At 71.4% G+C, this 26332-nt stretch carries 24 protein-coding genes; 16 read left to right on the top strand and 8 right to left on the bottom strand.

Annotated features, from left to right (window positions below; genetic code table 11):
• Positions 1–21: 21 nt before the first annotated feature.
• Entirely contained in the window at positions 22–3405 is a 3384-nt protein-coding gene (locus ABLE68_RS20445) for an ATP-binding protein (protein WP_348873840.1), read from the bottom strand.
• A 19-nt stretch (positions 3406–3424) separates the two neighbouring features.
• Positions 3425–4429 (bottom strand): glycosyl hydrolase family 18 protein, encoded by a 1005-nt coding sequence (locus tag ABLE68_RS20440; protein WP_348873838.1) that lies wholly within the window; start codon positions 4427–4429, stop codon positions 3425–3427.
• A 41-nt stretch (positions 4430–4470) separates the two neighbouring features.
• Here ABLE68_RS20440 and ABLE68_RS20435 point away from each other — a divergent pair, with 41 nt between their 5' ends.
• Genes ABLE68_RS20435 through ABLE68_RS20400 form a run of 8 tightly spaced genes read left to right on the top strand, consistent with a single transcriptional unit; the run spans position 4471 to position 12989 of the window.
• Complete coding sequence (locus ABLE68_RS20435) at positions 4471–4809, top strand: DUF6054 family protein (protein WP_348873836.1); 339 nt, start codon at positions 4471–4473, stop codon at positions 4807–4809.
• A gap of 3 nt (positions 4810–4812) precedes the next feature.
• Positions 4813–5244 (top strand): NUDIX domain-containing protein, encoded by a 432-nt coding sequence (locus tag ABLE68_RS20430; protein WP_348873835.1) that lies wholly within the window; start codon positions 4813–4815, stop codon positions 5242–5244.
• Entirely contained in the window at positions 5241–6179 is a 939-nt protein-coding gene (locus ABLE68_RS20425) for an SMP-30/gluconolactonase/LRE family protein (protein ID WP_348873834.1), read from the top strand. The genes ABLE68_RS20430 and ABLE68_RS20425 overlap by 4 nt, the downstream gene beginning before the upstream one ends.
• A 19-nt stretch (positions 6180–6198) precedes the next feature.
• On the top strand, positions 6199–8103 hold the full coding sequence (dxs, locus tag ABLE68_RS20420; RefSeq protein WP_348873833.1) for a 1-deoxy-D-xylulose-5-phosphate synthase: 1905 nt from the start codon (positions 6199–6201) through the stop codon (positions 8101–8103).
• Positions 8084–9328, top strand: a complete 1245-nt coding sequence (locus tag ABLE68_RS20415) for a hypothetical protein (protein WP_348873831.1) — start codon at positions 8084–8086, stop codon at positions 9326–9328. Before dxs ends, ABLE68_RS20415 begins: the two co-directional genes overlap by 20 nt.
• Before the next feature lie 42 nt (positions 9329–9370).
• A complete protein-coding gene (locus ABLE68_RS20410; protein WP_348873830.1) occupies positions 9371–10864 on the top strand; it encodes an amino acid permease in 1494 nt (497 codons plus the stop codon).
• Positions 10865–10891: 27 nt separating this feature from the next.
• The gene (locus ABLE68_RS20405) at positions 10892–12073 is read left to right on the top strand and encodes a GDSL-type esterase/lipase family protein (RefSeq protein WP_348873828.1); all 1182 of its coding nucleotides are present in this window, start codon (positions 10892–10894) and stop codon (positions 12071–12073) included.
• Positions 12074–12083: 10 nt separating this feature from the next.
• Positions 12084–12989, top strand: a complete 906-nt coding sequence (locus tag ABLE68_RS20400; RefSeq protein ID WP_348873827.1) for a homocysteine S-methyltransferase family protein — start codon at positions 12084–12086, stop codon at positions 12987–12989.
• Positions 12990–13609: 620 nt separating this feature from the next.
• Here ABLE68_RS20400 and ABLE68_RS20395 read toward each other — a convergent pair.
• Positions 13610–14008 (bottom strand): universal stress protein, encoded by a 399-nt coding sequence (locus ABLE68_RS20395; RefSeq protein ID WP_348873825.1) that lies wholly within the window; start codon positions 14006–14008, stop codon positions 13610–13612.
• Between the two features lie 133 nt (positions 14009–14141).
• On the opposite strand from ABLE68_RS20395, the gene ABLE68_RS20390 reads away from it, so the two are divergent.
• The gene (locus ABLE68_RS20390) at positions 14142–14819 is read left to right on the top strand and encodes a hypothetical protein (protein ID WP_348873824.1); all 678 of its coding nucleotides are present in this window, start codon (positions 14142–14144) and stop codon (positions 14817–14819) included.
• Positions 14820–14871: 52 nt separating this feature from the next.
• On the opposite strand, the gene ABLE68_RS20385 is transcribed toward ABLE68_RS20390, so the two are convergent.
• Genes ABLE68_RS20385 through ABLE68_RS20375 form a run of 3 tightly spaced genes read right to left on the bottom strand, consistent with a single transcriptional unit; the run spans position 14872 to position 18864 of the window.
• The gene (locus ABLE68_RS20385) at positions 14872–15555 is read right to left on the bottom strand and encodes a L,D-transpeptidase family protein (RefSeq protein ID WP_348873823.1); all 684 of its coding nucleotides are present in this window, start codon (positions 15553–15555) and stop codon (positions 14872–14874) included.
• A gap of 31 nt (positions 15556–15586) precedes the next feature.
• Positions 15587–17650, bottom strand: coding sequence for a 3-hydroxyacyl-CoA dehydrogenase NAD-binding domain-containing protein (locus ABLE68_RS20380; protein ID WP_348873822.1), 2064 nt, complete (start codon positions 17648–17650; stop codon positions 15587–15589).
• Entirely contained in the window at positions 17650–18864 is a 1215-nt protein-coding gene (locus ABLE68_RS20375; protein WP_348873821.1) for a thiolase family protein, read from the bottom strand. Before ABLE68_RS20375 ends, ABLE68_RS20380 begins: the two co-directional genes overlap by 1 nt.
• 142 nt (positions 18865–19006) lie before the next feature.
• Here ABLE68_RS20375 and ABLE68_RS20370 point away from each other — a divergent pair, with 142 nt between their 5' ends.
• The 3 genes from ABLE68_RS20370 to ABLE68_RS20360 are packed head-to-tail and all read left to right on the top strand — an operon-like array spanning position 19007 to position 21683.
• Positions 19007–19951, top strand: a complete 945-nt coding sequence (locus tag ABLE68_RS20370; protein WP_348873819.1) for a proteasome assembly chaperone family protein — start codon at positions 19007–19009, stop codon at positions 19949–19951.
• Positions 19951–20808 (top strand): acyl-CoA thioesterase, encoded by an 858-nt coding sequence (locus ABLE68_RS20365; protein ID WP_348873817.1) that lies wholly within the window; start codon positions 19951–19953, stop codon positions 20806–20808. Before ABLE68_RS20370 ends, ABLE68_RS20365 begins: the two co-directional genes overlap by 1 nt.
• Positions 20805–21683 (top strand): acyl-CoA thioesterase, encoded by an 879-nt coding sequence (locus tag ABLE68_RS20360; RefSeq protein WP_348873816.1) that lies wholly within the window; start codon positions 20805–20807, stop codon positions 21681–21683. The genes ABLE68_RS20365 and ABLE68_RS20360 overlap by 4 nt, the downstream gene beginning before the upstream one ends.
• Position 21684: 1 nt before the next feature.
• Here the strand turns inward: ABLE68_RS20360 and ABLE68_RS20355 are convergent, their stop codons facing one another.
• Positions 21685–22188 carry a PaaI family thioesterase gene (locus ABLE68_RS20355; protein ID WP_348873814.1) on the bottom strand — a complete coding sequence of 168 codons (504 nt, stop codon included), beginning with the start codon at positions 22186–22188 and terminating at the stop codon, positions 21685–21687.
• Positions 22185–22559 carry a winged helix-turn-helix transcriptional regulator gene (locus tag ABLE68_RS20350; RefSeq protein ID WP_348873812.1) on the bottom strand — a complete coding sequence of 125 codons (375 nt, stop codon included), beginning with the start codon at positions 22557–22559 and terminating at the stop codon, positions 22185–22187. Before ABLE68_RS20350 ends, ABLE68_RS20355 begins: the two co-directional genes overlap by 4 nt.
• An 18-nt stretch (positions 22560–22577) precedes the next feature.
• Between ABLE68_RS20350 and ABLE68_RS20345 the strand changes: the two genes are divergently transcribed.
• The 4 genes from ABLE68_RS20345 to ABLE68_RS20330 are packed head-to-tail and all read left to right on the top strand — an operon-like array spanning position 22578 to position 26311.
• Complete coding sequence (locus tag ABLE68_RS20345; protein WP_348873811.1) at positions 22578–23948, top strand: MFS transporter; 1371 nt, start codon at positions 22578–22580, stop codon at positions 23946–23948.
• A 7-nt stretch (positions 23949–23955) separates the two neighbouring features.
• Positions 23956–24360, top strand: a complete 405-nt coding sequence (locus tag ABLE68_RS20340; RefSeq protein ID WP_348873810.1) for a nitroreductase family deazaflavin-dependent oxidoreductase — start codon at positions 23956–23958, stop codon at positions 24358–24360.
• A 15-nt stretch (positions 24361–24375) separates the two neighbouring features.
• The gene (locus ABLE68_RS20335; RefSeq protein WP_348873808.1) at positions 24376–25491 is read left to right on the top strand and encodes a DNA glycosylase AlkZ-like family protein; all 1116 of its coding nucleotides are present in this window, start codon (positions 24376–24378) and stop codon (positions 25489–25491) included.
• A 22-nt stretch (positions 25492–25513) separates the two neighbouring features.
• The gene (locus ABLE68_RS20330) at positions 25514–26311 is read left to right on the top strand and encodes an aldo/keto reductase (RefSeq protein WP_348873807.1); all 798 of its coding nucleotides are present in this window, start codon (positions 25514–25516) and stop codon (positions 26309–26311) included.
• Positions 26312–26332 lie beyond the last annotated feature (21 nt).

The following is a 26332-nucleotide window of genomic DNA, read 5'->3' as shown; positions in this document are numbered from 1 at the left end:
TGCGGTCCAGGTCAAGGGTGGTCAGAACCCGAACCGCTGGCGCTCGCGAGCGACCCACTCGGCCGCAAGCACGGCCCCCCAGGCGTCGCACTGCGCCAGGGCGTCGTCGGCGTGCCGGGTGGCGAGGTCGTCCTGACCGGTCGCGTGCGCGGCCATCGCCAGGAACATGTCGACCGGCCCGACCACGGTGCCCGACCCGGCACAGGCCGGTCGACCGGTGAACTCGATCAACCGCCCGTACGTCGTCGCCGCCAGCTCGGGCTCGCCTAGGTGACAGGCCGACTCGGCACCCATGCACAGCGCCATCGTCGCGAACCAGGTGTTGTTCGCCAGCGTCTGGTCGATCTCGGCGCGGTTGGTGGTCAGGTAGTCGCGTGCCTCGTCCAGCTTGCCGACCCGACAGAGCATGCCCAGCCGTGAGGTGGAGAGCGGCAGGAAGCTGCCCTCCTCCATGAGGGAGACGACGCCGTCCAGGACCGCGGCGTCCTGGCCGCCCCACAGGGCCAGCATCATCATCGCGCCGGCGATCGCCTCGTCGTAGCCGATGATCGAGACGACCTCGCCGATGCTCGCGAGGTGCTCGACGTGCTTGCCGGCCTCGTCGAACTGGCCGCGCATCGCCGACCAGCCCGTCTCGATCGAGTCCAGCAGGATGTGGGCGTAGACGTGGCGGACCCGGTCCGCCTCGGCCCGGGCGTTGGCGACGCACTCGTCGAGGACCGGGATGTCGCCGAGCTCCCCCGCGGCGACCGCGGCGAGCGTGAGGGCGGAGGCGAGCGACGTCGGGTCGCCCAGCTCACGGGCGATGGCCGCGGCCCGCTGGGAGAGCTCGAGGCGCAGGTCGACCGTGCTGGGGTGCCAGATCGCGATCGTGGCCTTCAGGCACGCGGCGGCAGTGAGCGCGGGGTCGCCCAGGCGACGGGCCATCGCGATGGCCTCCTCGGCGAGCGCCTCACGCTCCTGGGCGGCGGCGCCGTGGTAGATCTCGCCGGCCAGCGCCAGCATCGCCCGGCAGCGCAGCTGGTTGTCCTCGTCGGGCAGCTGGTCGAGCGCGCGACGGAGAGCGCCGACGATCTCGTCGTCGACGACGCCGCCCGCCGGGGTCCACAGCGAGCCGGTGCTCGTCATCTCGCCGGCCCGGATGAGCAGCTCGAGGTCGCCGATCTCGTCCGCCACCTCGATCGCCTCGTGGGCGACGTCGCCCAGCTCGATCCACCGGCCCGCACGCTGCAGCACCTGGGCCAGGTCGTGGAGGAGCTCGAACCGCGCCCGCGGGTCCGACCCGGGGTCCTCGTCCTGTGCGCGCAGGGCGTACTCGAGCATCTCGAGGGCCTCGACGTACGCGTAGACGTCGATCGCCGAGCGGGCGGCAGCCTGTGCGGCCGGCCAGGCGTCGCCGACGTGGCGGGGACCGGCGGCCAGCCAGTGCCGGGCGATCTCGGCCTCGCGGTTGCGCTTGCCGGTGAGCGCCTGCGCGGCCCGGGCGTGCACGCGGCCGCGTCGCGACTGCGGCAGCCCGGCGAGCACGGTGTCGCGCACCAGCGCGTGGTTGAAGCGGAAGCGGTCGATGCCGTCCTCGGCGACCAGCCCCGCCTCGATCGCCGGGTCGAGCCGGTCGAGCGCGGTGTCCTCGTCGAGCTTGGCGACCTCGGCGAGCGTCGACAGGTCGAAGATCCGGCCGAGGACGCTGGCCGTCTGGAGGAGGTCCTGGGTGTCGCCGTCGAGGTGCGCCAGCCGACGCGACAGCACCTCGTGCACCGCGGCGGGCGGCCGCCCCTCGGCCATCAGCGTCGCGAGGTCGCCGTCGCGGGCGAGACGCGCGTACTCCACGAGGAAGAACGGGTTGCCCTCCGTACGACGCCGCAGGGCGTCCGCGTCCGGCTCGGAGGGGTCGGACTCGGACACCTGGGCGAAGACCTGGGCCGCGGCCTCGGCGGAGATGCCGCGGAGCTGGAGACGCAGGGCATGCTTGCGGGCCAGGGCCTCGGCGACCTCGGCCAGCGCTCCGGTCGGGACCGGGTGCTCGCGCCAGGTGGCCACGACCAGCAGGCGAGCCTGGTTGTCGGCGGCCGCCGCCTCGGTCAGGAGGCGAAGCACGCGCAGGCTCGAGGTGTCGGCCCAGTGCAGGTCGTCGAGGACGAGCATCAGCGGTGCCTGCTCTGCGACCGCGAGGACCTTCGCGACGACCGACTCCCAGGCACGGAAGGCAGCACCGCCGTCGCCGCTCTCGTCCTCGGCGCTCGACGGCAGCTCGGACCCGAGCCGCTCGAGGATCGTCGCCCACGGCCAGAGGGCGGGGGCGCCGTCGTCCTGCGAGCACCGGCCCCACGCGATCGTCATGCCCTTCGTGTCGGCGTGCTGCGCGAGCTCGATCGCCAGCCGGCTCTTGCCGATGCCGGGTTCGCCGGTCAGCGCGGCGAAGGCCGGCGCCGACTCGGCTCCGGCGACGGTCCGGTCGACCAGCGCGGTCAGCGCGGCGAGCTCGTCGTCACGACCGGCGAGCGACCACGGCCAGATGGTCGGGAACGGCAGCGGCGCATGGGTCTCCACCGGCACCGGAGCAGCGAGCGGCGCGGCGGCAGGCTCGGCGGTGGCGGACGTCTCCTGCCGGAGCACCGCCGTCTGGACGGCGCGCAGCTCGGGCCCCGGTTCGAGCCCGAGCTCCTCGTCGAGCACGTCCCGGACCTCGCGGAGCACGGCCAGCGCGTCGGCCTGCCGCCCGGAACCGGCGAGCGCGAGCGCCCGCAGCGCCCAGGCACGCTCCCGCAGCGGGTGGGCACGGGTCAGGGTCTCGAGCTCGGCGGCGACGGTGGCGTGCAGGCCGAGCAGGATGCCGAGCGCCGCGCGGTCCTCCGTGGCCAGGACACGCAGCTCCTCGAGCCGTGCGCGCTCGGCGGCAGCGGCCGCGACCTCGCCGAGCTCGGCGAACGGCACGCCACGCCACAGGCCGAGGGCCTCGGCGAGCCGGTCGTGGAGTGCGCTCAGCCGGCCGGCGTCGGGCGCACCCGGCGGCAGCGCGCGACCACGGCACAACGCGTCGGCGAGCGGCGCGACCTGCGTGTGGGTGGCTCCGACGACGCTCTCGAAGGACGCGGTGTCGAGGTCCTCCTCGGGGAGCCGCAGGGCGTAGCCCGGCGCCTCGGTCACCAGCAGCGTGCCGCCGCCCCGGGTGGTGCGGTCGGGCTCGAGCGCACGACGCAGGCCGGCGACGTAGCCCTGCAGCGTGCCGGCGACCCCGGGCGGGGGAGTCCCGTCCCAGATGAGGTCTGCGATCGTGTCGACGGGGACCGCTCGACCCCGGTGCAGGGCCAGCACGGCGAGGAGAGCGCGCTGCTTGGGACCACCGAGGTTCACCGGACCGGAGGGCGCGGTCGCCACGGTGGTGCCGAGGACGCCGATCCGCATGCCCGAAGAATAGGGGCGCTCAGTGCAGGGTGTCCGCAGATCCGAGTCGCCAGACCGCCAGTCCGCGTACGTCGTACTCACGCGCGAGGGCGATCCGCTTGCGGTAGGAGCGGCCGTCGGACCACCACAGCACGGTCCCGTTGCTCAGCCGCGCGGTCCACTCGCCGTCCCGCGCCTTCCAGTGCGGCTGGGCTCCGTCGCGCTCGACGAGGTTCCGGGCGTGCTTCGGGCTGATGCTGCGGCCGGTGCCCTGGCGCGGCCAGGTGTAGCCGTAGCCGGCGACGCCGAGCTGCACCTGCTCGGGGGGTACGACGTCGAGCAGGCTCTCCAGCGCGTCGCGCTGCCACGGGAGTGCGCCGACCGGACCCGGGCCGGACCAGGTCGGCCCGTGCAGGTCGTAGGTCATCAGGTCGATCACGTCGGCAGCGCGGGCGATGCCCGCGAGCCGGTAGCCGCGGTCGCGGTAGGCGCGCTGGGAGGTCGACGCGCTCACGTCGATCGAGACGGTCCGGTCGGCAGGCATCGCCGCCTGGATCGCCTGGACGAAGCGGACCAACCCGGCGCCGTCGCCCTTGCGGACCCGCTCGAGGTCGACGTTGACGCCGTCCCAGCCCTGCGTCCGGACGAACCTGCCCACCCGGGCCGCCACCGCGGCGATGTGGTCGTCGTCGGACAGCAGGCGGTGGTTGGCGTGCGGGTCGAAGTCACCGAGGGCGTCGCTGTAGTTGCTGACCAGCAGCTCCGCGGTGAGCCCGTGGTGGTGGGCGGCCCTCAGCAGCCGCTTCGCGTCGCCGTCCGGCGCGTCGACACCGGCGCCGTCGGAGTGGAGGAGCACCCCGTCGACGCTGAGCGTCGTGATGCCGTCGGCGTTGCGGTCGACCAGCCGGTTGGTGCCGCTGCCGAGGATCCAGCCGGTGACCTCCAGGCCGGTGGGCACCGCGCTCGCCGTACCGCCGCTGACGAGCAGGAGGGACACGGCAGCGGCCAGGGCCGCGGCTCCACGCTTGATCCCGATATCTCTCACCCGCGCACATTAACCCGCGGGCTTCGGGGCAGAGTGGCGCCATGGCCCACCACGAGCAGCGGATGACCGGAGACCTCGATGCCCTGATCCTCCACCTCGACCGGGAGATCGTGGGCGGGAGCGTGACCGCCAAGCACGAGGTCCGGATCAACCACCAGATCGGCGACGCCCGGATGGTCGTCAGCGTCTGGGAGCGCTACAGCGCGATGGGCAGCAACCGCCTCAGCCTGAACGTCAGCGTGCTGGCGGTCGGCGAGGACCTGTCGGTCTCGGTCGTGACCGCGGGCGGGAGCGAGGCGATGTTCTGGAAGCTCAACACCTTCGGCGAGGACGCGTTCCTCCAGAAGGGCGTCGACGCCCTCGCCTCCTTCAAGGGCTGAGCGGTGCACCGGTTCTCCTCGATCCTGCTCGTCGACCGGCGGGGCTGGCTGCTGCTGCAGGAGCGTGACGAGCACCCGGTGATCGACCCCGAGAAGTGGGGACTGCCCGGCGGCCACGTCGAGGACGGCGAGGACTACGAGCCGGCGGCCTACCGCGAGCTCGAGGAGGAGACCGGCATCCGGATGGCGCCCGGTGAGCTCCGGCTGTGGCGCGAGCAGCGGGTCTTCCACGAGGCCTACGGAAGTCTCGACACCACCCAGGTCTGGGTCGGCGTCACCGACCTGACCGACGCCGACATCGTCGTGGGCGAGGGCCGGCAGATCGTCTTCGTCGCCCCGGCCGAGGCCCGACGGCTCGACCTGACGACCAGCGCCACGACGGTGGTCCCCGACTTCCTGGACTCGCCGGAGTATCGCGAGATACTCACGAGATGAGCGATCTGCGCGTGATCCCCGTCCCCGCTGACGGCGCCGAGGACGTCGTGGTCGGCGGCCCCGGCCCCGACGAGGGGGCGGTCTTCACCGGCACCGAGGACGGCAGCATCTTCCGGATCTCCCACGACGGCGAGCACATCGAGCGGATCGCCCACACCGAGGGCCGACCGCTCGGCATCGAGATCGACCTCGACGGTCGCCTGCTGGTCTGCGACGCCCACCGGGGCGTGCTGCGCGTCGACGTACGCTCCGGCGCGGTCGAGGCCGTGACCGACAGCCTCGACGGCACGCGGATGATGTTCTGCAACAACGCGGCGATCGCCGGCGACGGGACGGTGTGGTTCAGCGACTCGTCGACGAAGTTCGGGATCGAGAGGTGGAAGGACGACTTCGTCCAGGACACCCGCACCGGCCGCCTCGCCCGCCTCGGCACCGACGGCTCGCTGGAGGTCGTCCTCGACGGCCTCGCCTTCGCGAACGGTGTCGCGCTCAGCGCCGACGAGTCGTACGTCGCGGTCGCCGAGACCGGCGCCCGCACGATCATCCGGCACTGGCTGACCGGCGACCGGGCCGGCACCCGCGACTTCCTCGCCCAGGACCTGCCGGGCTACCCGGACAACATCGCCCGGGGGAGCGACGGCCTGATCTGGATCTCGCTGGCGAGCCCCACGGACCCCGTCGTCGAGCGACTGCAGCGTGCGCCGCGGCCGATCCGGCGTGCGGTCACCCGGATCCCGGAGCCGCTCCAGCCGAAGCCCAAGCGCACCGTCCGCGCCCAGGCGTACGACGACTCCGGGACCCTCGTGCACGACATCGACGTGCCGTCAGACCGAGGGGGTTCGGGCTACCACATGGTCACCGGCGTGCGGGAGCACGACGGCCGGCTGTGGCTCGGCAGCCTGCACGAGCCCGCGGTCGCGGTGATCCAGCTCTAGGCACGTAAACTCACCCGTTATGGCCATTCTCGAGTCGATCACGTCGCCCCGTGACCTGCGGGCGCTCAGCGACCCGCAGCTGGACCAGCTCGCGACCGAGATCCGGGACTTCCTGATCACCACCTGCGCGCGCACGGGCGGCCACATCGGCCCCAACCTCGGCGTGGTCGAGTTGACGATGGCGATCCACCGCACCTTCGACTCCCCGCACGACCGCGTCGTGTTCGACACCGGCCACCAGGCCTACGTCCACAAGCTGCTGACCGGCCGCAAGGCCGGCTTCGAGAAGCTCCGCCAGGAGGGCGGTGTCAGCGGCTACCCGAGCCAGGCGGAGTCCGAGCACGACATCATCGAGAACTCCCACGCGTCCACCGCGCTGAGCTACGCCGACGGCCTGGCCAAGGCCTACCGGATCCGCGGCGAGGACCGCCACGTGATCGCCGTGATCGGTGACGGCGCGCTCACCGGCGGCATGGCCTGGGAGGCGCTCAACAACATCGCGATCGCCAAGGACAGCAAGCTGGTCATCGTCGTCAACGACAACGGCCGCTCCTACACGCCGACCATCGGTGGCCTGGCGACGGCGCTCACCGGGCTGCGGACCAACCCGCGCTACGAGCACGTCCTCGACCTGGTCAAGCGCCGGCTCAACGCGGTCCCCGGCGTCGGCCCGGCGGCGTACGACGCCCTCCACGCCATGAAGAAGGGCGTCAAGGACGCGCTCGCGCCCCAGGGCCTCTTCGAGGACCTCGGCCTCAAGTACGTCGGCCCCGTCGACGGCCACGACCGCGCGGCGGTGGAGCACGTCCTCACCCAGGCGAAGAAGTTCAACGGTCCGGTGATCGTGCACGCCCTGACCCGCAAGGGCTACGGCTACGACCCGGCCGAGCGCCACGAGGCCGACCAGTTCCACGGCCCGGGCCCGTTCGACGTGCAGACCGGTGCCGAGAAGCCCAAGGGGCGGATCTGGACCGACTACTTCTCCGACGCGATCGTCGACATCGGCCAGCGCCGACCCGACGTCGTGGCGATCACGGCCGCGATGATGCACCCGGTCGGCCTCGACACGTTCGAGGCCCGCTTCCCCGAGCGCACCTTCGACGTCGGCATCGCCGAGCAGCACGCCGCGACCTCGGCGGCCGGCCTCGCGATGGGCGGCATGCACCCCGTCTTCGCCGTCTACGCGACCTTCCTCAACCGGGCCTTCGACCAGGTCCTGATGGACGTGGCCCTGCACAAGTGCGGCGTCACGTTCGTGCTCGACCGTTCCGGCGTCACGGGCGACGACGGTGCCAGCCACAACGGCATGTGGGACATGTCGCTCCTGCAGATCGTGCCGGGCCTGCGACTGGCCGCCCCTCGCGACGCCACCCGGCTCGGCGAGCTGCTCAACGAGGCGGTCGACGTCAGCGACGCACCGACGGTCGTGCGCTACCCGAAGGGCCCGCCCCCGGCCGACATCGACGCGGTCGGCACGGCCGGCGGTTGCGACGTGCTGGTGCGCAGCGGCACCAAGGACGTCCTCGTCGTCGCTGTCGGCTCGATGGCCACCGTCGCGGTCGACCTGGCCGACCGGCTGGTCGCCCAGGGCATCGGCGTCACCGTGGTCGACCCACGATGGGTCAAGCCGGTCGACCCCGCGATCGTCGAGCTGGCCCGGGAGCACCGGCTCGTGGTGAGCCTCGAGGACAACGGCGAGACCGGCGGCTGCGGTGCGGTCCTGCTCCAGACCCTGAACGCCGCGGGCGTCCACACGCCGTTCCGGCTCCACGGCATCCCGCAGGAGTTCCTCGGCCACGCGAAGCGCGACGCCATCCTCGAGCGGATCGGCCTCACCGCGCAGACGCTCGCACGGTCCATCGTGGAGGACATGACCTCGCTCTCCGACGGTCGTTCTCCACTTGATGTCGAGCACACGAGCTAGGGCTCTCCTCCTCGTCCTGGTCATCGCGACCCTGGCGGGGCTGGCCGGCTGCTCGGGCTCGGACGAACCGGGTGCGGCCGCGTCCTCGGCGCCCCCGAAGGACGTCGTGGCGATCGCGAGCCGCCTGCTCGACCAACGGGCCCGTGCGGTCCGCCACGCCGATCCCGACGCGTTCGGCCACCAGCTCGGTGGCACCGCCTCCTTCCGCGCCGGCCAGCGCACCTGGTACGACAACCTCACCCAGCTCCCGATCGGTCGCCTGCGCTACGCCGTCGACCCGGGCAGCCTGGTCCGCGAGGGTGACGGCTACTGGATCACCGCCCAGGAGTCGCTCCAGCTCGAGGGGTACGACGCCGAGCCGGTGACCACCCCGGGCCGGTTCCGGCTCTCGCCGGGTCCGCTCGGGAGGCTGCGCCTGAGCGGGGTCGCCGACGCGGCCTGGCTGGCCGCCCACGACGTGCACCCCCAGCCGTGGGACACCGGACCGATCGACGTGCGTGAGGGAGCCGGCGTGCTCGGCATCTTCGACCCCACGTCGGTGGCCAGTGCCCCGGCGCTGCTGGCCTCGGTCGAGAGCGGGATCGCGGACGTCTCCGCGCTCGTGCCCTACGACTGGTCGCGCACGGTCGTCGTCTACGCGCTCTCGGACGAGAGCTTCCTCGACAGCCTCGAGGACCTGCCCGGCGACGACCCGGGCGACCTCGACGCGGTCGCCTTCCCGGTCGGCAGCGGCACCCGCTTCGTGCTCAACCCCCGGATGCTGAGCATCGGGTCTGGCGCAGGGGCCGCCCGCGAACGCGACCGGCTCGTCCGGCACGAGCTGACCCACGTCGCGATCGGCACCCGCGACGACGACGCGCCCGTCTGGTTGTCCGAAGGTCTCGCCGAGTGGGTCTCCGTGCGCCCGCTCGCGCCCGAGGACCGTCGGCTCCCCGACGCAGCCCTCGTGGCTGCCGAGGAGGGGAGCGACGACCTCCCCGACGACGACACGTTCAACGACGACGACTCCCAGGCCCACTACGGCCTCGCCTGGTGGGCGGTGCAGTACGTCGCGGACGCGTACGGCGACGACGCTCCGTGGCAGCTGCTCGATGCCATGGACGAGCCGGGCGCCGACCCCGACACGGTGCTCCGCGAGCAGTTCGGCACCACGACCCACGACCTCGCCGTCCAGGCGGATCGGCAGATCCTCGCGCTCTACGGCCCGACCTCGGGCGCCCGCTGAGCGAGTGGTTTCGGCCTCCGCGCTGGAGGACAGTGTGGAGGCATGAAGGTTCTACGCACCAAGTCGGTCGAACAGTCGCTCGACGACACCGAGGACGTCGAGTTCAAGCTGAAGAAGGGGCTCACGGCCCTCGACCTCACGGTCTTCGGCATCGGGGTCGTCATCGGCGCCGGTATCTTCACGCTCACCGGCAAGGTGGCGAGCCAGTACGCCGGGCCGGGCGTGGTGTTCTCGTTCCTGCTCGCGGCGATCTGCTGCGCCCTGGCCGCGCTGTGCTACGCCGAGTTCGCGTCCACGGTGCCGGTCGCCGGGTCGGCGTACACCTTCTCCTACGCGACGCTCGGCGAGATGATCGCGTGGATCATCGGCTGGGACCTGATCCTGGAGCTGATGCTCGGTGCGTCCGTGGTCGCCCAGGGCTGGAGCACCTACCTGGTCACGTTCCTGGACGAGATCGGCATCACCTGGCCGTCCTCGGTCGGTCCGGCCGACTCCGCCGACTTCCACTGGGGCCACTTCAACCTGGCCGCCGTCCTCCTGGTCGTCGTGCTGACGACGCTGATCGCGATCGGCATCAAGGAGTCGCTGCGGGTCAACCTCGCCCTGGTCGCGGTCAAGCTCTTCATCGTCTTCTTCGTCATCATCGCCGGGCTGTTCTACGTGTCCGGCGCCAACTACCACCCGTTCATCCCGCCGGCCGCGGACCCGATCGACTCCAGCGGCCTCACCCAGCCGCTGATGCAGGTCATCTTCGGCATCGAGCCCCAGACCTTCGGCGTGCTCGGCATCATCTCCGCGGCCTCGGTCGTCTTCTTCGCCTACATCGGCTTCGACGTGGTCGCGACCACGGCCGAGGAGGCGAACAACCCGCAGAAGGACCTGCCCAAGGGCATCCTCGGCTCGCTCGCGATCTGCACGGTGCTCTACATGGCGGTCGCGCTCGTGATCACCGGGATGGTGCCCTACGACAAGATCGACCCGGACGCCGCGCTCGCAACAGCCTTCACCTCGATCGGCAAGGACGGCTTCGCGACGATGATCGCGGCCGGTGCCGTCGCCGGTCTGACCACGGTCGTCATGACCCTGCTCATCGGAGCCGTGCGGGTGCTCTTCGCGATGAGCCGCGACGGGCTGCTGCCGGTCGCCTTCGCGCACACCAACCCCAAGACCGGCACGCCGGTCCGGATCACCCTCACGATCGGCGCCGTGGTCGCCGTCATCGCGGGCTTCACGCCGATCGACAAGCTCGAGGAGATGGTCAACATCGGGACGCTGACCGCGTTCCTGCTCGTCTCGCTCGCCGTCCCGATCCTGCGGCGCACCCGCCCCGACCTGGAGCGTCCGTTCAAGGTGCCGTTCAGTCCCTACCTGCCGATCCTGGCCGCGCTGGTCTGCTTCTACCTGATGCTCAACCTGACCGTGGAGACGTGGCTGCGGTTCCTGGTCTGGATGGTCATCGGGTTCGCCATCTACTACGGCTACGGCCAGCGCCACAGCCGCGTGGGGATCGCCGAGAAGGAGAAGACGGCCGCCTGACCGGGGGGAGGTGACAGGCTGGTCGGCATGACCGCCCGGCCTTCGTGGACGACCACCCCGATCACCGACGAGCTGCTCCGCGGACACGTCGAGCTGGAGACCACCGAGCAGGGTGTGCTCCCGCACCGGCTGCCTGCCTGGGCCCGCGCGCAGTCGGCGGTCGGAGGGGCCGACGGGCAGCTGGCGATGGCGGAGGCCCAGCCCTCCGGCGTACGCCTCCTCTTCCGCACCAGCGCCACCGCGATCGAGCTCGACACGATCCGCACGATGGTCGACTACGTCGGGTCACCACTGCGTCCCGCGGGGCAGTACGACCTGGTCGTCGACGGCACGCTCGTCGGGCGGATGCCGGGGAGCGGTGGCCGCGTCCTGCGGGTCGACCTGTCGACGGGCTCGACCGAGGTGGTGGAGGGGCCGGTCGGCACCATCGCCTTCACCGGCCTGCCTGCCGGTGAGAAGGACGTGGAGCTCTGGCTGCCGTACGCCGAGACGACGGAGCTGGTGTCGCTGCGCACGGATGCCCCGCTCACGCCCGCGGCCTCGTCGGGCCGCCCGGTCTGGCTGCACCACGGCAGCTCGATCAGCCACGGCTCGGTTGCCGAGAGTCCGACCACGACCTGGCCCGCACTGGCCGCCGCAGCCGGTGACGTGGAGCTGGTCAACCTCGGCTTCGGCGGCAGTGCGCTGCTGGACCCGTTCACGGCCCGCACCATGCGCGACCTGCCCGCCGACCTGATCAGCGTCAAGATCGGCATCAACCTGGTCAACCTGGACCTGATGCGGCTGCGCGCCTTCGTCCCGGCGGTGCACGGCTTCCTCGACACGATCCGTGACGGCCACCCCGACACCCCGCTGCTGGTGGTGTCACCGATCTACTGCCCGATCCACGAGCACACCCCGGGCCCGGGCGCTCCGGACTTCAGCGACGGGCTGGTGCGCTTCGTCGCGACCGGCGACCCGCGCGAGGTCGCCGCCGGCAAGCTGACGCTCACGGTGATCCGCGAGCACCTGGCCCGGATCGTCGCCGCGCGGGCGTCGTACGACCCGAACATCTCCTACCTCGACGGTCTCGAGCTCTACGGCGAGGCTGACCACGAGGAGCTGCCGTTGCCGGACCAGCTGCACCCCGACCCGGCGTCCCACCGGCTGATCGGGGAACGCTTCGGGTCGTTGGTCTTCGGTGATGGCGGTGCGTTCGCGAGCAGGTGAGGATGGGGCCATGGACCTGAGCTGGTTGCCCGCGGACGGCTACGTCAGCGACGGCGGTCTCGAGACCGACCTGATCTTCAACCACGGCGTCGACCTGCCCGAGTTCGCCTCCTTCCCGCTGGTCGAGTCTGGTGACGGACGCTCGATGCTCCGTGACTACTACGACGGGTACGCCGCGATCGCCCGTCGTGCCGGCGCCGGGCTGACCCTCGAGTCGCCCACCTGGCGTGCCAACCCCGACTCGGGTGCGCTGGTCGGCTACGACGAGGCCGGTCTCGACCGGGTCAACCGCGCAGCCATCTCGTTCCTCGCCGACCTGCGGTCCACTTACGCCGACCTCTCGGACGTGCGGCTGCTCGGCGCCGTCGGGCCGCGCGGTGACGGCTACGTCGCGGGGGAGCGGGCCGACCCGGACGAGGCTGCGGACTACCACCGACCCCAGGTCACGGCGTTCGCCGAGGCCGGTGCCGACGCGGTCGCGGCGTACACGCTCACCGGCGCGGAGGAGGGCATCGGCGTCGTTCGCGCGGCGCGTGCTGTCGGGATCCCGGTCCTGGTCGGCTTCACCGTCGAGACCGACGGTCTCCTGCCGGACGGGACCACGCTGCGTGACGCTCTCGCTCTCGTCGACGCCACCGACGCCCCGGACGGGTTCATCGTCAACTGCGCCCACCCGACCCACATCGCCCCCGCCCTCGAGGGCGGCGACTGGCTGTCCCGCATCGTCCAGGTCAACCCGAATGCCTCCACCCTCACCCACGCCGAGCTCGACGAGGCCGAGGAGCTCGACGCCGGCGACCTCGACCTCCTCGCCTCGTCGTACGACGCCCTCCGGCCGTTGTTGCCGTCGCTGCGGATCGTGGGTGGTTGCTGCGGCACCGACGCTCGCCACGTCGCGAGGCTCTGGGGCGTCTAGCGACCGCCTCGGTGGTTGAGGAGGTCGCTCTGCGACCGTCTCGAAACCCTCGCAGCCAAGGCAGTCACGTCGGTTCCGGGGTTTCGAGACGGGACTTCGTCCCTCCTCAACCACCGGTGGTGGTGAGGGTGACCGGTGGTTGAGGAGGTCGCTCTGAGACGGGACTTCGTCCCTCCTCAACCACCGGTGGTCGTGAGGATGACCGGTGGTTGAGGAGGTCGCTCTGCGACCCTCTCGAAACCCCCGCAGCCAAGGCAGTCACGTCGGTTCCGGGGTTTCGAGACGGGACTTCGTCCCTCCTCAACCACCGGTGGTCGTGAGGATGACCGGTGGTTGAGGAGGTCGCTCTGAGACGGGACCCCGTCCCTCCTCAACCACCGGAGGTGGTGAGGATGACCGGTGGTTGAGGAGGTCGCTCTGCGACCGTCTCGACACCCCCGCAGCCAAGGCAGTCACGTCGGTTCCGGGGTTTCGAGACGGGACTTCGTCCCTCCTCAACCACCGGTGGTCGTGAGGATGACCGGTGGTTGAGGAGGTCGCTCTGAGACGGGACTTCGTCCCTCCTCAACCGCCGGAGGTCGTGAGGATGACCGGCTGCTTCAGCGCACCCTGGCGGTAGGTCAGGCCGGACGTTTGACCGCGACGACCGGGCATTCGGCCTCGAGGATGATCTGCTGCGAGGCGCTGCCCAGGAAGAGCTTGCCGACCGGGGAGCGTCGGCGCAGCCCGATCACGATCAGGTCGGCGCCGACGTCGGTGGCGGCACCGAGGATCTCGTCGGCCGGCGACATGGCCTGCGTCGCCTGGCGCAGCTCGTGGGCGATGCCCAGCGACGTGAGTCGCGCATCGAGCGCATCCCAGTCCGCCGAGCTCGCGAAGGCCGGGTCCGCGTCGTTGCCGCGGACGCCGGAGTTGACGATGACCAGGTGTGCGGAGCCGTCTCCTGTCGCCTGCGCGATCGCGTAGTCGATCGCAGCGAGACCTTCGGGAGTCGGGACGTAGCCGACGACGATCTTCATGCGCCCACAGTGCCAGTCCCGAGCGCCGCAAGGGAGTTCTGAACCAATCAATCTCAGATCGGACCAATCCGATGGGGGCACAGGTGCGAATGCCACATGTCAACCAAGATCCCCAACGGAGGATGTGTCGCACATGCAGACCACCAAGAAGTTCACTGCCAAGCGCGGCCTCGCCGCACTCGCCATCGCTGCCTCGATCGCCATTCCGGTGTCGGCGTGCAGCAGCTCGGACAGCGCGGGCTCCGACTCGAGCTCCGCGTCGGCTCCCAAGCCGGTCGCGTCCATCGACGCGCTGCAGGGCGAGACCACCGCGATCGCACTCGACAAGGGCTTCACCGACGCCCTGACGTCGCTCAAGCTCACCCCCGGTGTCGTCGGCACCGCCAAGCTCGAGGACGGCTCGCTGATCTTCCCGATCACGGGCGGCAACGTCACCGTCTTCAAGCCGGGCGAGGTCTCGCCGTACGTCATCGGTCAGATCCAGCACGAGGGCTCCGGTCTCTCGCTGACCGCCGGTGGCACCAAGGTCGAGCTCACCAACTTCAACGTCGACCCCGGTGTCTCGCGGGTCTACGGTGACGTGACCGTCAACGGTGAGGTGGCCGCGACGAACGCGTTCCTCTTCCAGCTCGACGGTCGGACCCTGAAGCCCCTCGAGACCGAGGGCAACACCGCGATCCTCGAGGGCACCAAGGTCGAGATCTCCGCTGACGCCGCGCCGCTGCTGAACCAGACGTTCAACACCGACGCCGTCAAGCCCGGCCTCCTGGTCGGCATCGCCAAGATCACGGTGAACACCACCTCGAAGTAACCCCCGTTGGGGGCTGGCGCCCGGGACCGCAAGGTCCCGGGCTTCGGCCATTTCAGACCACGTGCACCGGTGTACGGCGGATGGTGAACGACCAGACCCGCTGGGACAGCTCCCGGCCGAGCCGGATGCAGCCGTGCGAGCGGGCCATGTCGGTCCCGAGCACCCAGTCGGCGTGGATCTGCCGCCCGGTCGCCTTCGCCCGCGGGATCCGGTGGAAGCCGATGCCGCAGGGCGCGAACCGCACGAAGTTGTCGAGCCACACCGAGCCGCTGGCGTCCTGGTTGAGCCTGATCCGCGCCGCCCGGCCGCAATAGGAGCCGGTCGCGTCCGTGCCGCGGTGCAGCACCGCCGGGTTGTCGACCATTGGACCCTGGTCGACGATGCCGCCCTTCGGTCCGACCAGCCACACCCAGTTCTGACCCTGCGACACCACGATCCGACGGCCCGTCCCCGACCGGGACGGCACGGGGCGTACGTCGCAGCGCGGGGCGCCGTCCGCGCCCAGGAGCCTGCGGGTGCGTTCGTCGAGGTGCGCGGTCTGCTTGATCCCCGAGCGGGACTGGAAGCGGACGACCGCGGAGCGGGTCTGTCGGTCGAGCTGGCCGTCGGAGGTTCCGGCGTGGCAGCCGAGGTGGTTGAGCCGGGCCTGCGCCTGCGCCACCCAGTCCGCTGCCGCTGCGGCAGGGGACTGGGTGGCGACGAGCGCGAGCACCGCCAGCACGACCAGACGCCTCATGGCGTCAGTCAAACACGGGCCGAGGCACCGGTCAGTGGAACGAACCGAGGCCCTCACGCTCGAGCAGCATCGTCAGGCCGCCGTTCCAGAACGAGAACCCGGCACCGGTGATCATCGCCAGGTCGAGGTCCTCGGCCGCGACGACCACACCCTCGTCGAGCATCCGGCGCGCCTCGTCGGCGAGGCCGGTGAGCACGCGGGTGCGGATCTCGGCGGGCTCGAGCACGACCGGCGAGGCCGGCTTCTCGAGCAGGGCCTCTACCTCGGGGTCGAGCGCGCCGTCGGCGCCGTAGTAGGACGCCTTGCGCGCCGCCACGACCCGCGCGAGCGCGGGGGAGACGTAGAAGCGGTCGGGGAAGGCGCCGTGCAGCGTCTCGTTGTTGTGCAGCGCGATCGCCGGGCCGACCAGCGACAGCAGCACGAACGGCGGCATCGGTGCGACGCCCGCGAACGCGCCGTCGACGACCGGCACCGGGGTGCCCTCGTCGACGATCCGGCCGACCTCGCCCATGAAGCGGCCGAGCAACCGGTTGACGATGAACGACGGGCTGTCGTTGACCAGGATCGTCGTCTTCTTCAGCGCCTTGCCGGTCGCGAACGCTGTTGCCAGCGTGGCGTCGTCGGTCCGCTCACCCTTCACGATCTCCAGCAGCGGCATCACCGCGACCGGGTTGAAGAAGTGGAAGCCGACGACCCGCTCGGGGTGCTCGAGGTCGGCGGCCATCTCGGTGATCGACAGCGAGGAGGTGTTCGTCGCCAGGATGCACTCGGGGGAGACGGCCTTCTCGACGTCGGCGAAGACCGACTTCTTGACCGACATCTCCTCGAAGACCGCCTCGATCACGAAGTCGGCATCCGCGAAGACCTCCGACTTGTCGACCGCGCCGGAGACCAGGGCCTTGTGGCGGTTGGCCTTGTCGTTGTTGATCCGGCCCTTGGCGAGCAGCTTGTCGATCTCGGCGTGGACGTAGCCGACACCCTTGTCGACGCGCTCCTGGTCGAGGTCGGTCAGCACGACCGGCACCTCGAGGCGGCGTACGAACAGCAGCGCCAGCTGGCTGGCCATGAGGCCCGCGCCGACGATGCCGACCTTGGTGACCGGGCGCGCCAGCGAGCGGTCGGGCGCACCCGCCGGACGCTTGGCCCGCTTCTGCACCAGGTCGAACGCGTAGAGCGACGCGAGCAGCTCGGGCGTCTGCGACATCGCCTCGAGCGCGTCGTCCTCGGCTGCGAAGCCCTCGTCGCGCGTCGACGTCTTCGCAGCAGCGATGAGCTCGACGGCCTTCTTCGCCGCCGGGCTGGCGCCGCCGGTCTTCGCCTGCGCGAGCGCCTCGCCACGGGCGACGGCGGCGTCCCAGGCGTCGCCCCGGTCCACGTGCTGCCGCTCGACGACGAGCTCCCCACGCAGCACGGCCGAGGCCCAGATCAACGACTGCTCGAGGAAGTCCGCTCCCTCGAAGATCGCGTCGGCCAGGCCGAGGTCGTACGCCGCGTCGCCGGTGAGCGTCTTGCCGTTGTTGAGCGGGTTCTCGAGGATCACGGTGACGGCGTTGTCCGCGCCGATCAGGTTGGGCACCAGGTAGGCGCCGCCCCAGCCGGGCACCAGGCCGAGCATGACCTCGGGCAGGCCGAGGGCCGGCGCGCTGTCCATGACCGTGCGGTAGTCGCAGTGCAGCGCGACCTCGAGGCCGCCGCCCAGGGCGAGGCCGTTGATGAAGCCGAACGACTTCTTGCCGCCCTCACCGAGCTTGCGGAAGACCGCGTGGCCGAGCTCGGCCACGACGCGGACGGCGTCGGACCCGCCGCCCGCGATCGACGTCAGGTCGGCGCCGGCCGCCAGGATGAACGGCTTGCCGGTCACGCCGAGCGAGGTGATCTCGTCGTCGGCGAGCGCCGCGTCGATCGCGTCGTTCAGCGCCAGCAGCGAGCGCGGGCCGAACGTGTTGGGCTTGGTGTGGTCCTCGCCGTTGTCGAGGGTGATCAGGCCCATGACACCGGCCCCGGGCAAGGCGACCTTGCGCAGGTGGGCCTGGGTCACGCGCTCGGCGTCGGAGGAGATCTCCTGGGCGCGGGTGAGCAGGTTCTCGATCGTCATCAGGCGGCACCCTTCTCATCGGCGTCGGCGGTCCAGTGCGGGTTCTCCCAGATCACGGTGCCGCCCATGCCGATGCCGATGCACATGGTCGTCAGGCCGTAGCGGACCTCGGGGTGCTCGGCGAAGGTCGCGGCGAGCTGGGTCATCAGGCGTACGCCGGAGCTGGCGAGGGGGTGACCCATCGCGATCGCGCCGCCGTAGGGGTTCACCCGCTCGTCGTCGTCGGCGATGCCGAAGTGCTCGAGGAAGGCCAGCACCTGCACGGCGAAGGCCTCGTTGACCTCGAACGCGCCGATCTCGTCGATCGTCAGGCCGGCCTGCTTGAGCGCCTTCTCGGTCGCCGGGATCGGGCCGGCGCCCATCACCTCGGGCTCGACGCCCACGAACGAGTAGGACACCAGCCGCATCTTGATCGGCAGGCCCAGCTCCTTCGCGGTCTCCTCGTCGGCGAGCAGCGCCGCGGTCGCGCCGTCGTTGATGCCCGCCGCGTTTCCGGCGGTCACCTTGCCGTGAGCGCGGAAAGGGGTCTTGAGCGCGGCCAGCGACTCCATGGTCGTGCCGCGGCGCATCGGCTCGTCGGTCGAGGCCAGGCCCCAGCCGAGCTCGGCCGACTTCGTGGCGACCGGGACGAGGTCGGGCTGGATCTTGCCGGCGTCGTACGCCGCCGCCGTCTTGTCCTGCGAGCGCACGGCGTAGGCGTCGACGCGCTCCTTGGTGATCGTCGGGTAGCGGTCGTGGAGGTTCTCGGCGGTCTTGCCCATCACGAGCGCGTCCGGGTTGACGATCCGCTCGGACATGATCCGCGGGTTGGGGTCGACGCCCTCGCCCATCGGGTGGCGGCCCATGTGCTCGACGCCGCCGGCGATGGCGATGTCGTAGGAGCCGAAGGCGATGCCGGACGCGGTGGTCGTCACCGCGGTCATCGCGCCGGCGCACATCCGGTCGATGGCGAAGCCGGGGACGCTCTGCGGCAGGCCCGCGAGCAGCGCGGCGGTCCGGCCGATGGTCAGGCCCTGGTCGCCGATCTGGGTGGTGGCGGCGATCGCCACCTCGTCCACGCGCTCGGGCGGCAGCGACGGGTTGCGTCGGATGAGCTCGCGGATGCACTTGATGACCAGGTCATCGGCACGGGTCTCGGCGTACTGGCCCTTGGCCTTGCCGAACGGGGTGCGTACGCCGTCGACGAAGACGACCTCTCGCAGCTGTCGGGGCACCGTTGCTCCTTGTGGGGGTGAAGTGGGTCTGGGCAACATTACTGCGCAGTAACAACGACGACGACCCCGGGCGGTGTGCGACCTGTCACCCGTCGGCGTATCCCTCCGTCCGGCGACGGCTCGACGCCCTAGGGTGAGGCTCGTGCCCACCGAACCCCGCCTCGTCCACATCGTCGACGACCTGTCCGCGCTGGACACCGACGGCGCGCGCGACCTGACGATGGTCCTGGTCCTGGACGGGTTCCTCGATGCCGGCAACGCGGCGGGCCGCGCCGCGCAGCACCTCGTGGACCTCTCCGACGGCCCGGTCGTGGCGACCTTCGACGTCGACCAGTTCCACGACTACCGCGCCCGGCGGCCCCCGATGTCCTTCGTCCGCGACCACTACGAGTCGTACGACGCGCCCCGCCTGGTCGTCCGCCTGCTGCGCGACACCGGCGGCACGCCGTACCTCCTGCTCCACGGCCCGGAGCCCGACAACCGGTGGGAGGCCTTCTGCCGGACCGTGCTCGAGGTGGTCGAGCGGCTCGGCGTGACCCGCGTGATCGGCATCGGGTCGGTCCCGATGGCCGTGCCGCACACGCGGCCGACCGCGATCACCCACCACGCCAACAATCCCGACCTGCTCAGCGGCGAGAGCCCCTGGCGCGGTGAGCTGCGGATCCCGAGCAGCGCGCAGTCGCTGCTCGAGGTGCGCCTCGGCGAGTGGGGTCACGACATGGCCGGCTTCGTCGCGCACATCCCGCACTACCTGGCGCAGATGGACTACCCGAAGGCGTCCGCGGCGCTGCTCGAGCAGGTCGAGATCGCCGGCCGGCTGACCATCGACCTGTCCGGGCTGCGCGCGGAGGCCGAGGACCGCGAGGCCGAGATCGCCCGCTACCTGACCGCCAACGAGGAGGTCGCCGAGGTGGTGCAGGCGCTCGAGCGTCAGTACGACGCGTTCGAGCGCGCCGAGGAGTCCGGGTCGAGCCTGCTCGCCCGTGACCAGCCGCTGCCGACGGGTGAGGAGCTCGGCAAGGAGTTCGAGGCGTTCCTCGCCGGGCTCGACGGGCCGGAGACCGACGACGACGGGAACACCGACTGATGCCCCGCGACGCCGACGAGCTGCTCGCGCTGCTCGACCTCGAGAAGCTCGACGACGACCTCTTCCGCGGCAACCAGATGCCGACGACCCGGCCGATGGTGTTCGGTGGTCAGATCGCCGCCCAGTCGCTGGTCGCCGCCTCGTTGACCGTCGAGGAGCCGTACGTCGCCCACTCGTTGCACTCCTACTTCCTGCAGCCGGGCGACCCGAGCGTGCCGACCGTCTACGACGTCGAGAACCTGCGCGACGGCCGGTCGTTCGTGACCCGACGGGTGATCGCCCAGCAGCACGGCCGACCGATCTACGCGCAGACGGTCAACTTCCAGAAGGCGGAGGACGGCTTCGAGCACGGGGAGTCGATGCCCGACGTACCCGGCCCCGACGACTCCTCGGTGCGACCGGTCAGCCGCAAGCAGCAGGAAGAGCTGCATGCCGACCAGTGGAACGTCGCGGACATCCGGTTCGTCGGCTCCTCGGCCCAGGGTCTCGACGAGGACCCACGGCACCCGGGCCGGCAGCGCGTGTGGCTGCGGGTCTCGTCACCATTGCCGGACGACCAGTTCTGGCACCGTGCCGCGTTCACCTACCTCTCGGACATGACGCTGATCGGGGCGGCGATGTCGCCGCACGGGATCAGCTTCGGCAAGGGCGACGCGTTCGTCGCGTCCCTCGACCACGCCGTGTGGTTCCACCGGCCGTTCCGAGCCGACGAGTGGTGGCTCTACGACCAGGTCTCCCCGTCGGCGTCGGCCGGTCGGGCGCTGGTGATCGCGCGCGTCTTCACCCAGGACGGCCAGCTGGTCGCGTCCGTCGCCCAGGAAGCCGTTCTGCGTCCTCGGAAGGGAGCGTCGTCGTGAACCCCACCGAGGAGCTCGTCGACCTGCTCGACCTGGAGCAGATCGACGGCGACCTGTTCCGCGGCAAGCAGCCCGAGTCCGCCCGCGCCCGTGTGTACGGCGGCCAGGTCGCTGCGCAGGCGTTGATGGCGGGCATCCGCACGGTGCCGGAGGAGTACGCCGTCCACTCGCTGCACTCCTACTTCCTGCTCGGCGGCGACTACGCCGTGCCGATCATCTACGACGTCGAGCGGATCCGGGACGGGCGCTCCTTCCTGACCCGGCGGGTGGTCGCCCGGCAGCACGGCCGCCCGATCTACTACCAGACCCTCAACTTCCAGAAGCCCGAGGAGGGCTACGAGCACCAGGACCTGATCCCCGACGTCGGTGCACCCGAGACCGGCTTCGACCTGGTCGAGGTGATGCGCAAGGGCGGCAACGACGAGGCCGACGCGCTCGGCAAGGAGTGGGGCGCGCTCGACGTGCGCTGGCTCGGCAACACCCGCTTCGGTCTCGAGTCCGACGACGGCCACGTGTCGCAGGCGCGGATGTGGGTGCGGCTCAAGGAGGGGCTCGGTGACGACCCTCGCGTGCACGCCGCCGCCTTCACCTACGCCAGCGACGTGAGCCTGCTCGGCTCCACCCTGTCGGTCCACGACGTGAACCCGTCGAAGACCCAGATGGCCTCCCTCGACCACACCATCTGGTTCCACCGGCCGTTTCGGGCCGACCAGTGGTGGCTCTACGACCAGTGGTCGCCGTCCGCCCAGGGCGCGCGCGGCATGGCCTTCGGCCGGATCTTCACCCAGGACGGCACGCTCGTGGCGACCGCCGCCCAGGAGGGGCTGATCCGCCCGCGCCGCGGCGGCAGCGAGGGCCCGGGCGTCAAGGAGTAGGTCAGAGGTCGAACACCAGCAGCGTGCTGCTGGCGGTGGCGACGACGTCGCCGGAGGCATCCGTCACCACGGCCTCGGTGAACCCCACGCGCGAGCCCGCCTTGATGACGGTGCCGGTCGCGGTGAGCAGGCCACTGGAGGCGCGGACCGCCTTGAGGTAGCTCACCTTGATCTCGACCGAGGTGTAGCCCTTGCCCTGCGGCAGCGTCGTGTGGAGCGCGCAGCCGGCCGCGGAGTCGAGCAGGGTGCACACCAGTCCGCCGTGGACCGCGCCGATCGGGTTGTAGACCGACTCGTCCGGCGTGCACGTGAAGACGGCGCGGCCGTGGGCGACCTCGACCAGGTCGAACTGCAGCGTCGAGGCGATCGGGGGAGCCGGGAGCTCACCCTTCATCACGGCGTTCATGTAGTCGATGCCGGGCATCGACAGGCCCTGCAGCGTGCCCGGGCCCGGGTCCTCCCACGTGACGGTGCGCGACCGCTGCGTCGTCGGGTCCTGCGTCATCCGCTGATCCTCCTGTAGTGCTTCAGTCGCTTCGGGTCGTCGGGCGCCACGACGTGCTTGTCACCCCAGGCCAGCAGAGCATCGAGCACCGACAGCAGGTCCTCGCCCGACTCGGTGAGCTGGTAGTCGAAGCGCTCGGGCCGCTGCTGGTAGGCCGTCCGCGTGATCACGCCGGCCTCCTCGAGCGTCCGGAGCCGCGCCGCGATCCGGTCGCGGGGAGCGCCGGTGCCGCGGACGATGTCGCCGAAGCGGGTGCTGCCCATCGCGATCTCACGCACCACGAGCAACGCCCAGCGCTCGCCGACCAGCTCGAGGGACGCCGCGATCGGGCACGGACGCCCGGGGATCTCGGCTAGCGGAACGGTCTGCACGCGTGTAGCGTCCCGCGAGTGAGTTTGGAAGTCAAACCCTCTGCGAATGGTCGGGTCGAGACCCGATCGCTCCTGCCCGTCGCGCTCGGGACCGCGCTGGTCCTGGTCACCTACGTGACCCCGATGGCGACGATCCCCGCGACCGCCGCCGACCTGGGCGCCGGCCCGGTCGCCCGGGCCTGGATCCTCAGCTCGATGTCGGTCGGTCTCGCGGCCGCGCTGCTGGCCTCCGGGGTGCTCGGTGACGCCTACGGGCGCCGCCGGGTGTACGCCGCCGGCCTGGCCACCCTCGGTCTCGGTGCCCTGGTCTGCGCGGTCGCGCAGGAGCCGCTGCTCCTCATCGCGGCCCGCACCGCCGAGGGGGTCGGGGGAGCGGCGGTCCTCGCGTGCGGTCTGGCGGTCCTCGCCCACGACTTCGCTCCCGGGCCCGCCCGCGTGCACGCCACGTCGATCTGGGGCGCCAGTGTCGGTCTCGGGATCACCGTCGGTGCGCTCATCCCGCCGGCGCTCGACACCTGGTCGGGGTGGCGGGCGACGTACGTCGCGGTGGGCCTGCTGGCGCTCCTCCTGCTGTGGCCCAGCCGCAGGCTGATCACCGAGTCCTCGGCCGTGGACCCGCGTCGCATCGACGTGCCCGGCCTGGTCCTGCTGATCGCCGCGATGACCCTGCTCGTCTCCGCGCTCACCCAGGGCCGCAACGGCGTCGACGCGCCGACGGTGGTCCTGGCCGTCCTCGCCGTGGTCGCCGCCATCGGCTTCGGCGCTGTCGAGCGGCGGGTGCCGCAGCCGCTCGTCGAGCCCGACCTCCTGCGCGGACCCCGTTTCCGCGCGGCCACCCTCGGCTCGCTGGCGCTCGGGGCCGGGATGATCGGCATGGCGTCGTTCGTGCCGACGGTGGCCCAGCTCGGGCTCGGCAGCAGCCTGTGGGTCGCCAGCCTGCTGGTGGTGGCGTGGTCGGGCACCAGCGTCGTGACGTCGTACCTCGTCCGGCACCTGCGCCGATCTCTCGAGGGACCGCGCCCGATCGCGCTCCTGCTCGTGGTCGTCGCCGCCGGACAGCTCCTCGGCTACGGCCTCGACACGACCTCCAGCCCGTGGCGGCTCGCCGTACCCATGATCGTCGCCGGGCTCGCCACCGGCGTGCTCAACGCGCTGCTCGGACGCGAGGCGGTCGCGAGCGTGCCGCCGGACCGCGCGGCGATGGGGTCGGGTGCCAACAACACCGCGCGCTACCTCGGCGCCGCCTGCGGGATCACGCTCTTCGTCGTGGTCGCGACGCACGCCGGTGACTCGCTGGTCGACGGGTGGAACGTCGCCGTGCTGCTCGCCAGCGCGTTGACGCTGCTCGGCGCGGCGACCATCGCGCTGACCGGCCGTGCGCGGGCATGATGGGGACGTGAGCGATTACAACACCCGCATCATCGAGGAGTTCCGCGCCAACCACGGGAAGGTCGGCGGCAACTTCGAGGGTGCGCCGCTGCTCCTGCTCCACTCGACCGGAGCGAAGAGCGGCCAGGAGCGGGTCAGCCCGATGATGTACCTCCGCGACGGTGACCGCTACCTCGTGTTCGCCTCCAAGGCCGGTGCGCCCGACAACCCGGACTGGTACCACAATCTCAAGGTCAACCCGGACGCCTCGATCGAGGTCGGCGACGACACCGTCGACGTCCGTGCGGAGGAGCTCCCGCGGGCCGAGCGTGACGAGAAGTACGCCGAGCAGGCCGCGCTCTACCCCGGCTTCAAGGAGTACGAGGAGAAGACCGACCGGGTCATCCCGGTGGTCGCCCTCGTGCCGCGCTGACCCCGCCTCGTCGCAGTGCTCGAGCTGTCCCGCACCGACGCGCGCCGGATCGCGGTGCGCGCGCAGCTGCTCGCCGAGCCGTGCCCGACGGACCTGCTCGCCGTCGTCCGTCACCTGACCGCCATCCAGCACGACCAGACCGCGCACGTCGCGCCGAGCGCCGACCTGGTGCTCTGGAGCCGCCTGGGTGCGTCGTACGCGCTCGGTGACGTGGAGGCGCCGCTCGAGGAAGGGCGGATCGTCGACCTGTGCGGGTTCCTCAGGCCGGTCGAGGACGTCCGGCTCTTCCGCGACGCGATGGCGCGCTGGCCGTGGCCGCTGCTGCGCGACTGGCAGGAGGACGTCGCGGGCTGGGTGCACGCCAACGACGCCTGCCGTCGGGACCTGCTCGACCGGCTCCGCCAGGACGGGCCGCTCACGGCGGCCGACCTGCCCGACACCTGCGAGGTGCCGTGGCGGTCGTCGGGGTGGAACAACAACCGCAACGTCCAGCGGCTGCTCGACCTGATGGAGCAGCGCGGCGAGATCGCCGCGGTGGGCCGTGCAGGTCGCCACAAGCTGTGGGACCTCGCCGACCGGATCTACCCCGACGACGACCCGGACGAGGGCCGAGTGCCGGCCGAGGAGGCCTGGGCGATCCGCGAGCAGCGCCGGCTGCGCAGCCTCGGCATCGTCCGCCCCACCGGTGAGGACCTCGCCGAGGAGCCGGTGCACGCCGCGATCGGCGATCACGCCGTCATCGACGGCGTGAAGGGGGAGTGGCGCGTCGACCCCGAGCAGCTGGGCCAGCCGTTCACCGGGCGCACCGCGCTGATCTCTCCGCTCGACCGGCTGGTGATCGACCGCAAGCGGATGACCGACCTCTTCGAGTTCGACTACCAGCTGGAGATGTACAAGCCGGCGGCCAAGCGACGGTGGGGCTACTTCGCACTCCCGGTCCTCCACGGCGACCGGCTGGTCGGGAAGGCCGACCTCACGGCCGACCGCACGGAGGGTGCGCTGGTCGTCAATGCCGTCCACGAGGACGAGCCGTTCGCGGCGGACGTCACCGAGGCCGTCGACGCCGAGCTCGCCGACCTGGCCCGCTGCCTGGGGCTCGAGCTCACAGGGCCCCAGGTCGAGGGCGCTTGACCGAGGTGGTTGCATCGGCGACATGACGGACAACGCCCCCCACCTCCCCGATGACGCCATCACGCTCGCCGAGGGCGCCCGGATCCCGCTCCTCGGCTTCGGCACCTGGCAGATCAAGGGTCAGGACGCGGTCGACGCGACCTCGGCCGCGCTGGCGGCCGGCTACCGCCATCTCGACACGGCGACGGTGTACGGCAACGAGGGCGAGGTCGGCCGGGCGTTGGCCGACAGTGGGGTGGCGCGCGATGACGTGTTCCTCACCACCAAGTGCCCGCCGAACCGCGCCGGACGGGAGCTCGACACCCTCCGCGAGAGCCTGGAACTGCTGCAGACCGACCGCGTGGATCTCTGGCTCATCCACTGGCCCGCCGGCGGGTCGGTCGACGTGGATCTGTGGCGCGCGTTCATCGAGGCGCGCGATGCGGGACTCGCCCGGGAGATCGGCGTGAGCAACTTCGACGCGTCACTGGTCGACGAGATCACCGAGGCCACCGGGGTGGCGCCCGCGGTCAACCAGATCGAGTGGAGCCCGTTGCTGTTCGACGCCGACACGCTGGCCCAGCATCGCGCCCGCGGGGTCGCGCTCGAGGGCTACAGCGCACTTCGTGGCGGCACCCTCGAGCATCCGGCCGTCCTGGAGATCGCGGAGCGGACCGGGCGCACGGCGGCCCAGGTGATCATCCGCTGGCACGTGCAGCACGAGGTGATCGTGATCCCGAAGTCGGTCCACGCCGACCGCATCCGCTCGAACGCCGACGTCGCCGGGTTCACCCTGACCGACGACGACATGGCGGCTCTCGACGCCCTCAGCGGCCGCTGACCAGGGCGCGACCCTGCGGAC

The organism is Nocardioides pollutisoli, assembly GCF_040045055.1.
In the GTDB taxonomy this organism is placed as follows: domain Bacteria; phylum Actinomycetota; class Actinomycetes; order Propionibacteriales; family Nocardioidaceae; genus Nocardioides; species Nocardioides tweenelious.
This window is presented reverse-complemented; position numbering and strand designations above follow the sequence as displayed.

What these genes read in the sequence shown, in the direction of transcription:
- ABLE68_RS20445 (WP_348873840.1), bottom strand. Translation starts at nt 3,405, where the DNA reads ATGCGGATCGGCGTCCTCGGCACCACCGTGGCGACCGCGCCCTCCGGT.
- ABLE68_RS20435 (WP_348873836.1), top strand. Translation starts at nt 4,471, where the DNA reads ATGGCCCACCACGAGCAGCGGATGACCGGAGACCTCGATGCCCTGATC.
- ABLE68_RS20425 (WP_348873834.1), top strand. Translation starts at nt 5,241, where the DNA reads ATGAGCGATCTGCGCGTGATCCCCGTCCCCGCTGACGGCGCCGAGGAC.
- dxs (WP_348873833.1), top strand. Translation starts at nt 6,199, where the DNA reads ATGGCCATTCTCGAGTCGATCACGTCGCCCCGTGACCTGCGGGCGCTC.
- ABLE68_RS20415 (WP_348873831.1), top strand. Translation starts at nt 8,084, where the DNA reads ATGTCGAGCACACGAGCTAGGGCTCTCCTCCTCGTCCTGGTCATCGCG.
- ABLE68_RS20410 (WP_348873830.1), top strand. Translation starts at nt 9,371, where the DNA reads ATGAAGGTTCTACGCACCAAGTCGGTCGAACAGTCGCTCGACGACACC.
- ABLE68_RS20405 (WP_348873828.1), top strand. Translation starts at nt 10,892, where the DNA reads ATGACCGCCCGGCCTTCGTGGACGACCACCCCGATCACCGACGAGCTG.
- ABLE68_RS20400 (WP_348873827.1), top strand. Translation starts at nt 12,084, where the DNA reads ATGGACCTGAGCTGGTTGCCCGCGGACGGCTACGTCAGCGACGGCGGT.
- ABLE68_RS20395 (WP_348873825.1), bottom strand. Translation starts at nt 14,008, where the DNA reads ATGAAGATCGTCGTCGGCTACGTCCCGACTCCCGAAGGTCTCGCTGCG.
- ABLE68_RS20390 (WP_348873824.1), top strand. Translation starts at nt 14,142, where the DNA reads ATGCAGACCACCAAGAAGTTCACTGCCAAGCGCGGCCTCGCCGCACTC.
- ABLE68_RS20385 (WP_348873823.1), bottom strand. Translation starts at nt 15,555, where the DNA reads ATGAGGCGTCTGGTCGTGCTGGCGGTGCTCGCGCTCGTCGCCACCCAG.
- ABLE68_RS20380 (WP_348873822.1), bottom strand. Translation starts at nt 17,650, where the DNA reads ATGACGATCGAGAACCTGCTCACCCGCGCCCAGGAGATCTCCTCCGAC.
- ABLE68_RS20365 (WP_348873817.1), top strand. Translation starts at nt 19,951, where the DNA reads ATGCCCCGCGACGCCGACGAGCTGCTCGCGCTGCTCGACCTCGAGAAG.
- ABLE68_RS20355 (WP_348873814.1), bottom strand. Translation starts at nt 22,188, where the DNA reads ATGACGCAGGACCCGACGACGCAGCGGTCGCGCACCGTCACGTGGGAG.
- ABLE68_RS20330 (WP_348873807.1), top strand. Translation starts at nt 25,514, where the DNA reads ATGACGGACAACGCCCCCCACCTCCCCGATGACGCCATCACGCTCGCC.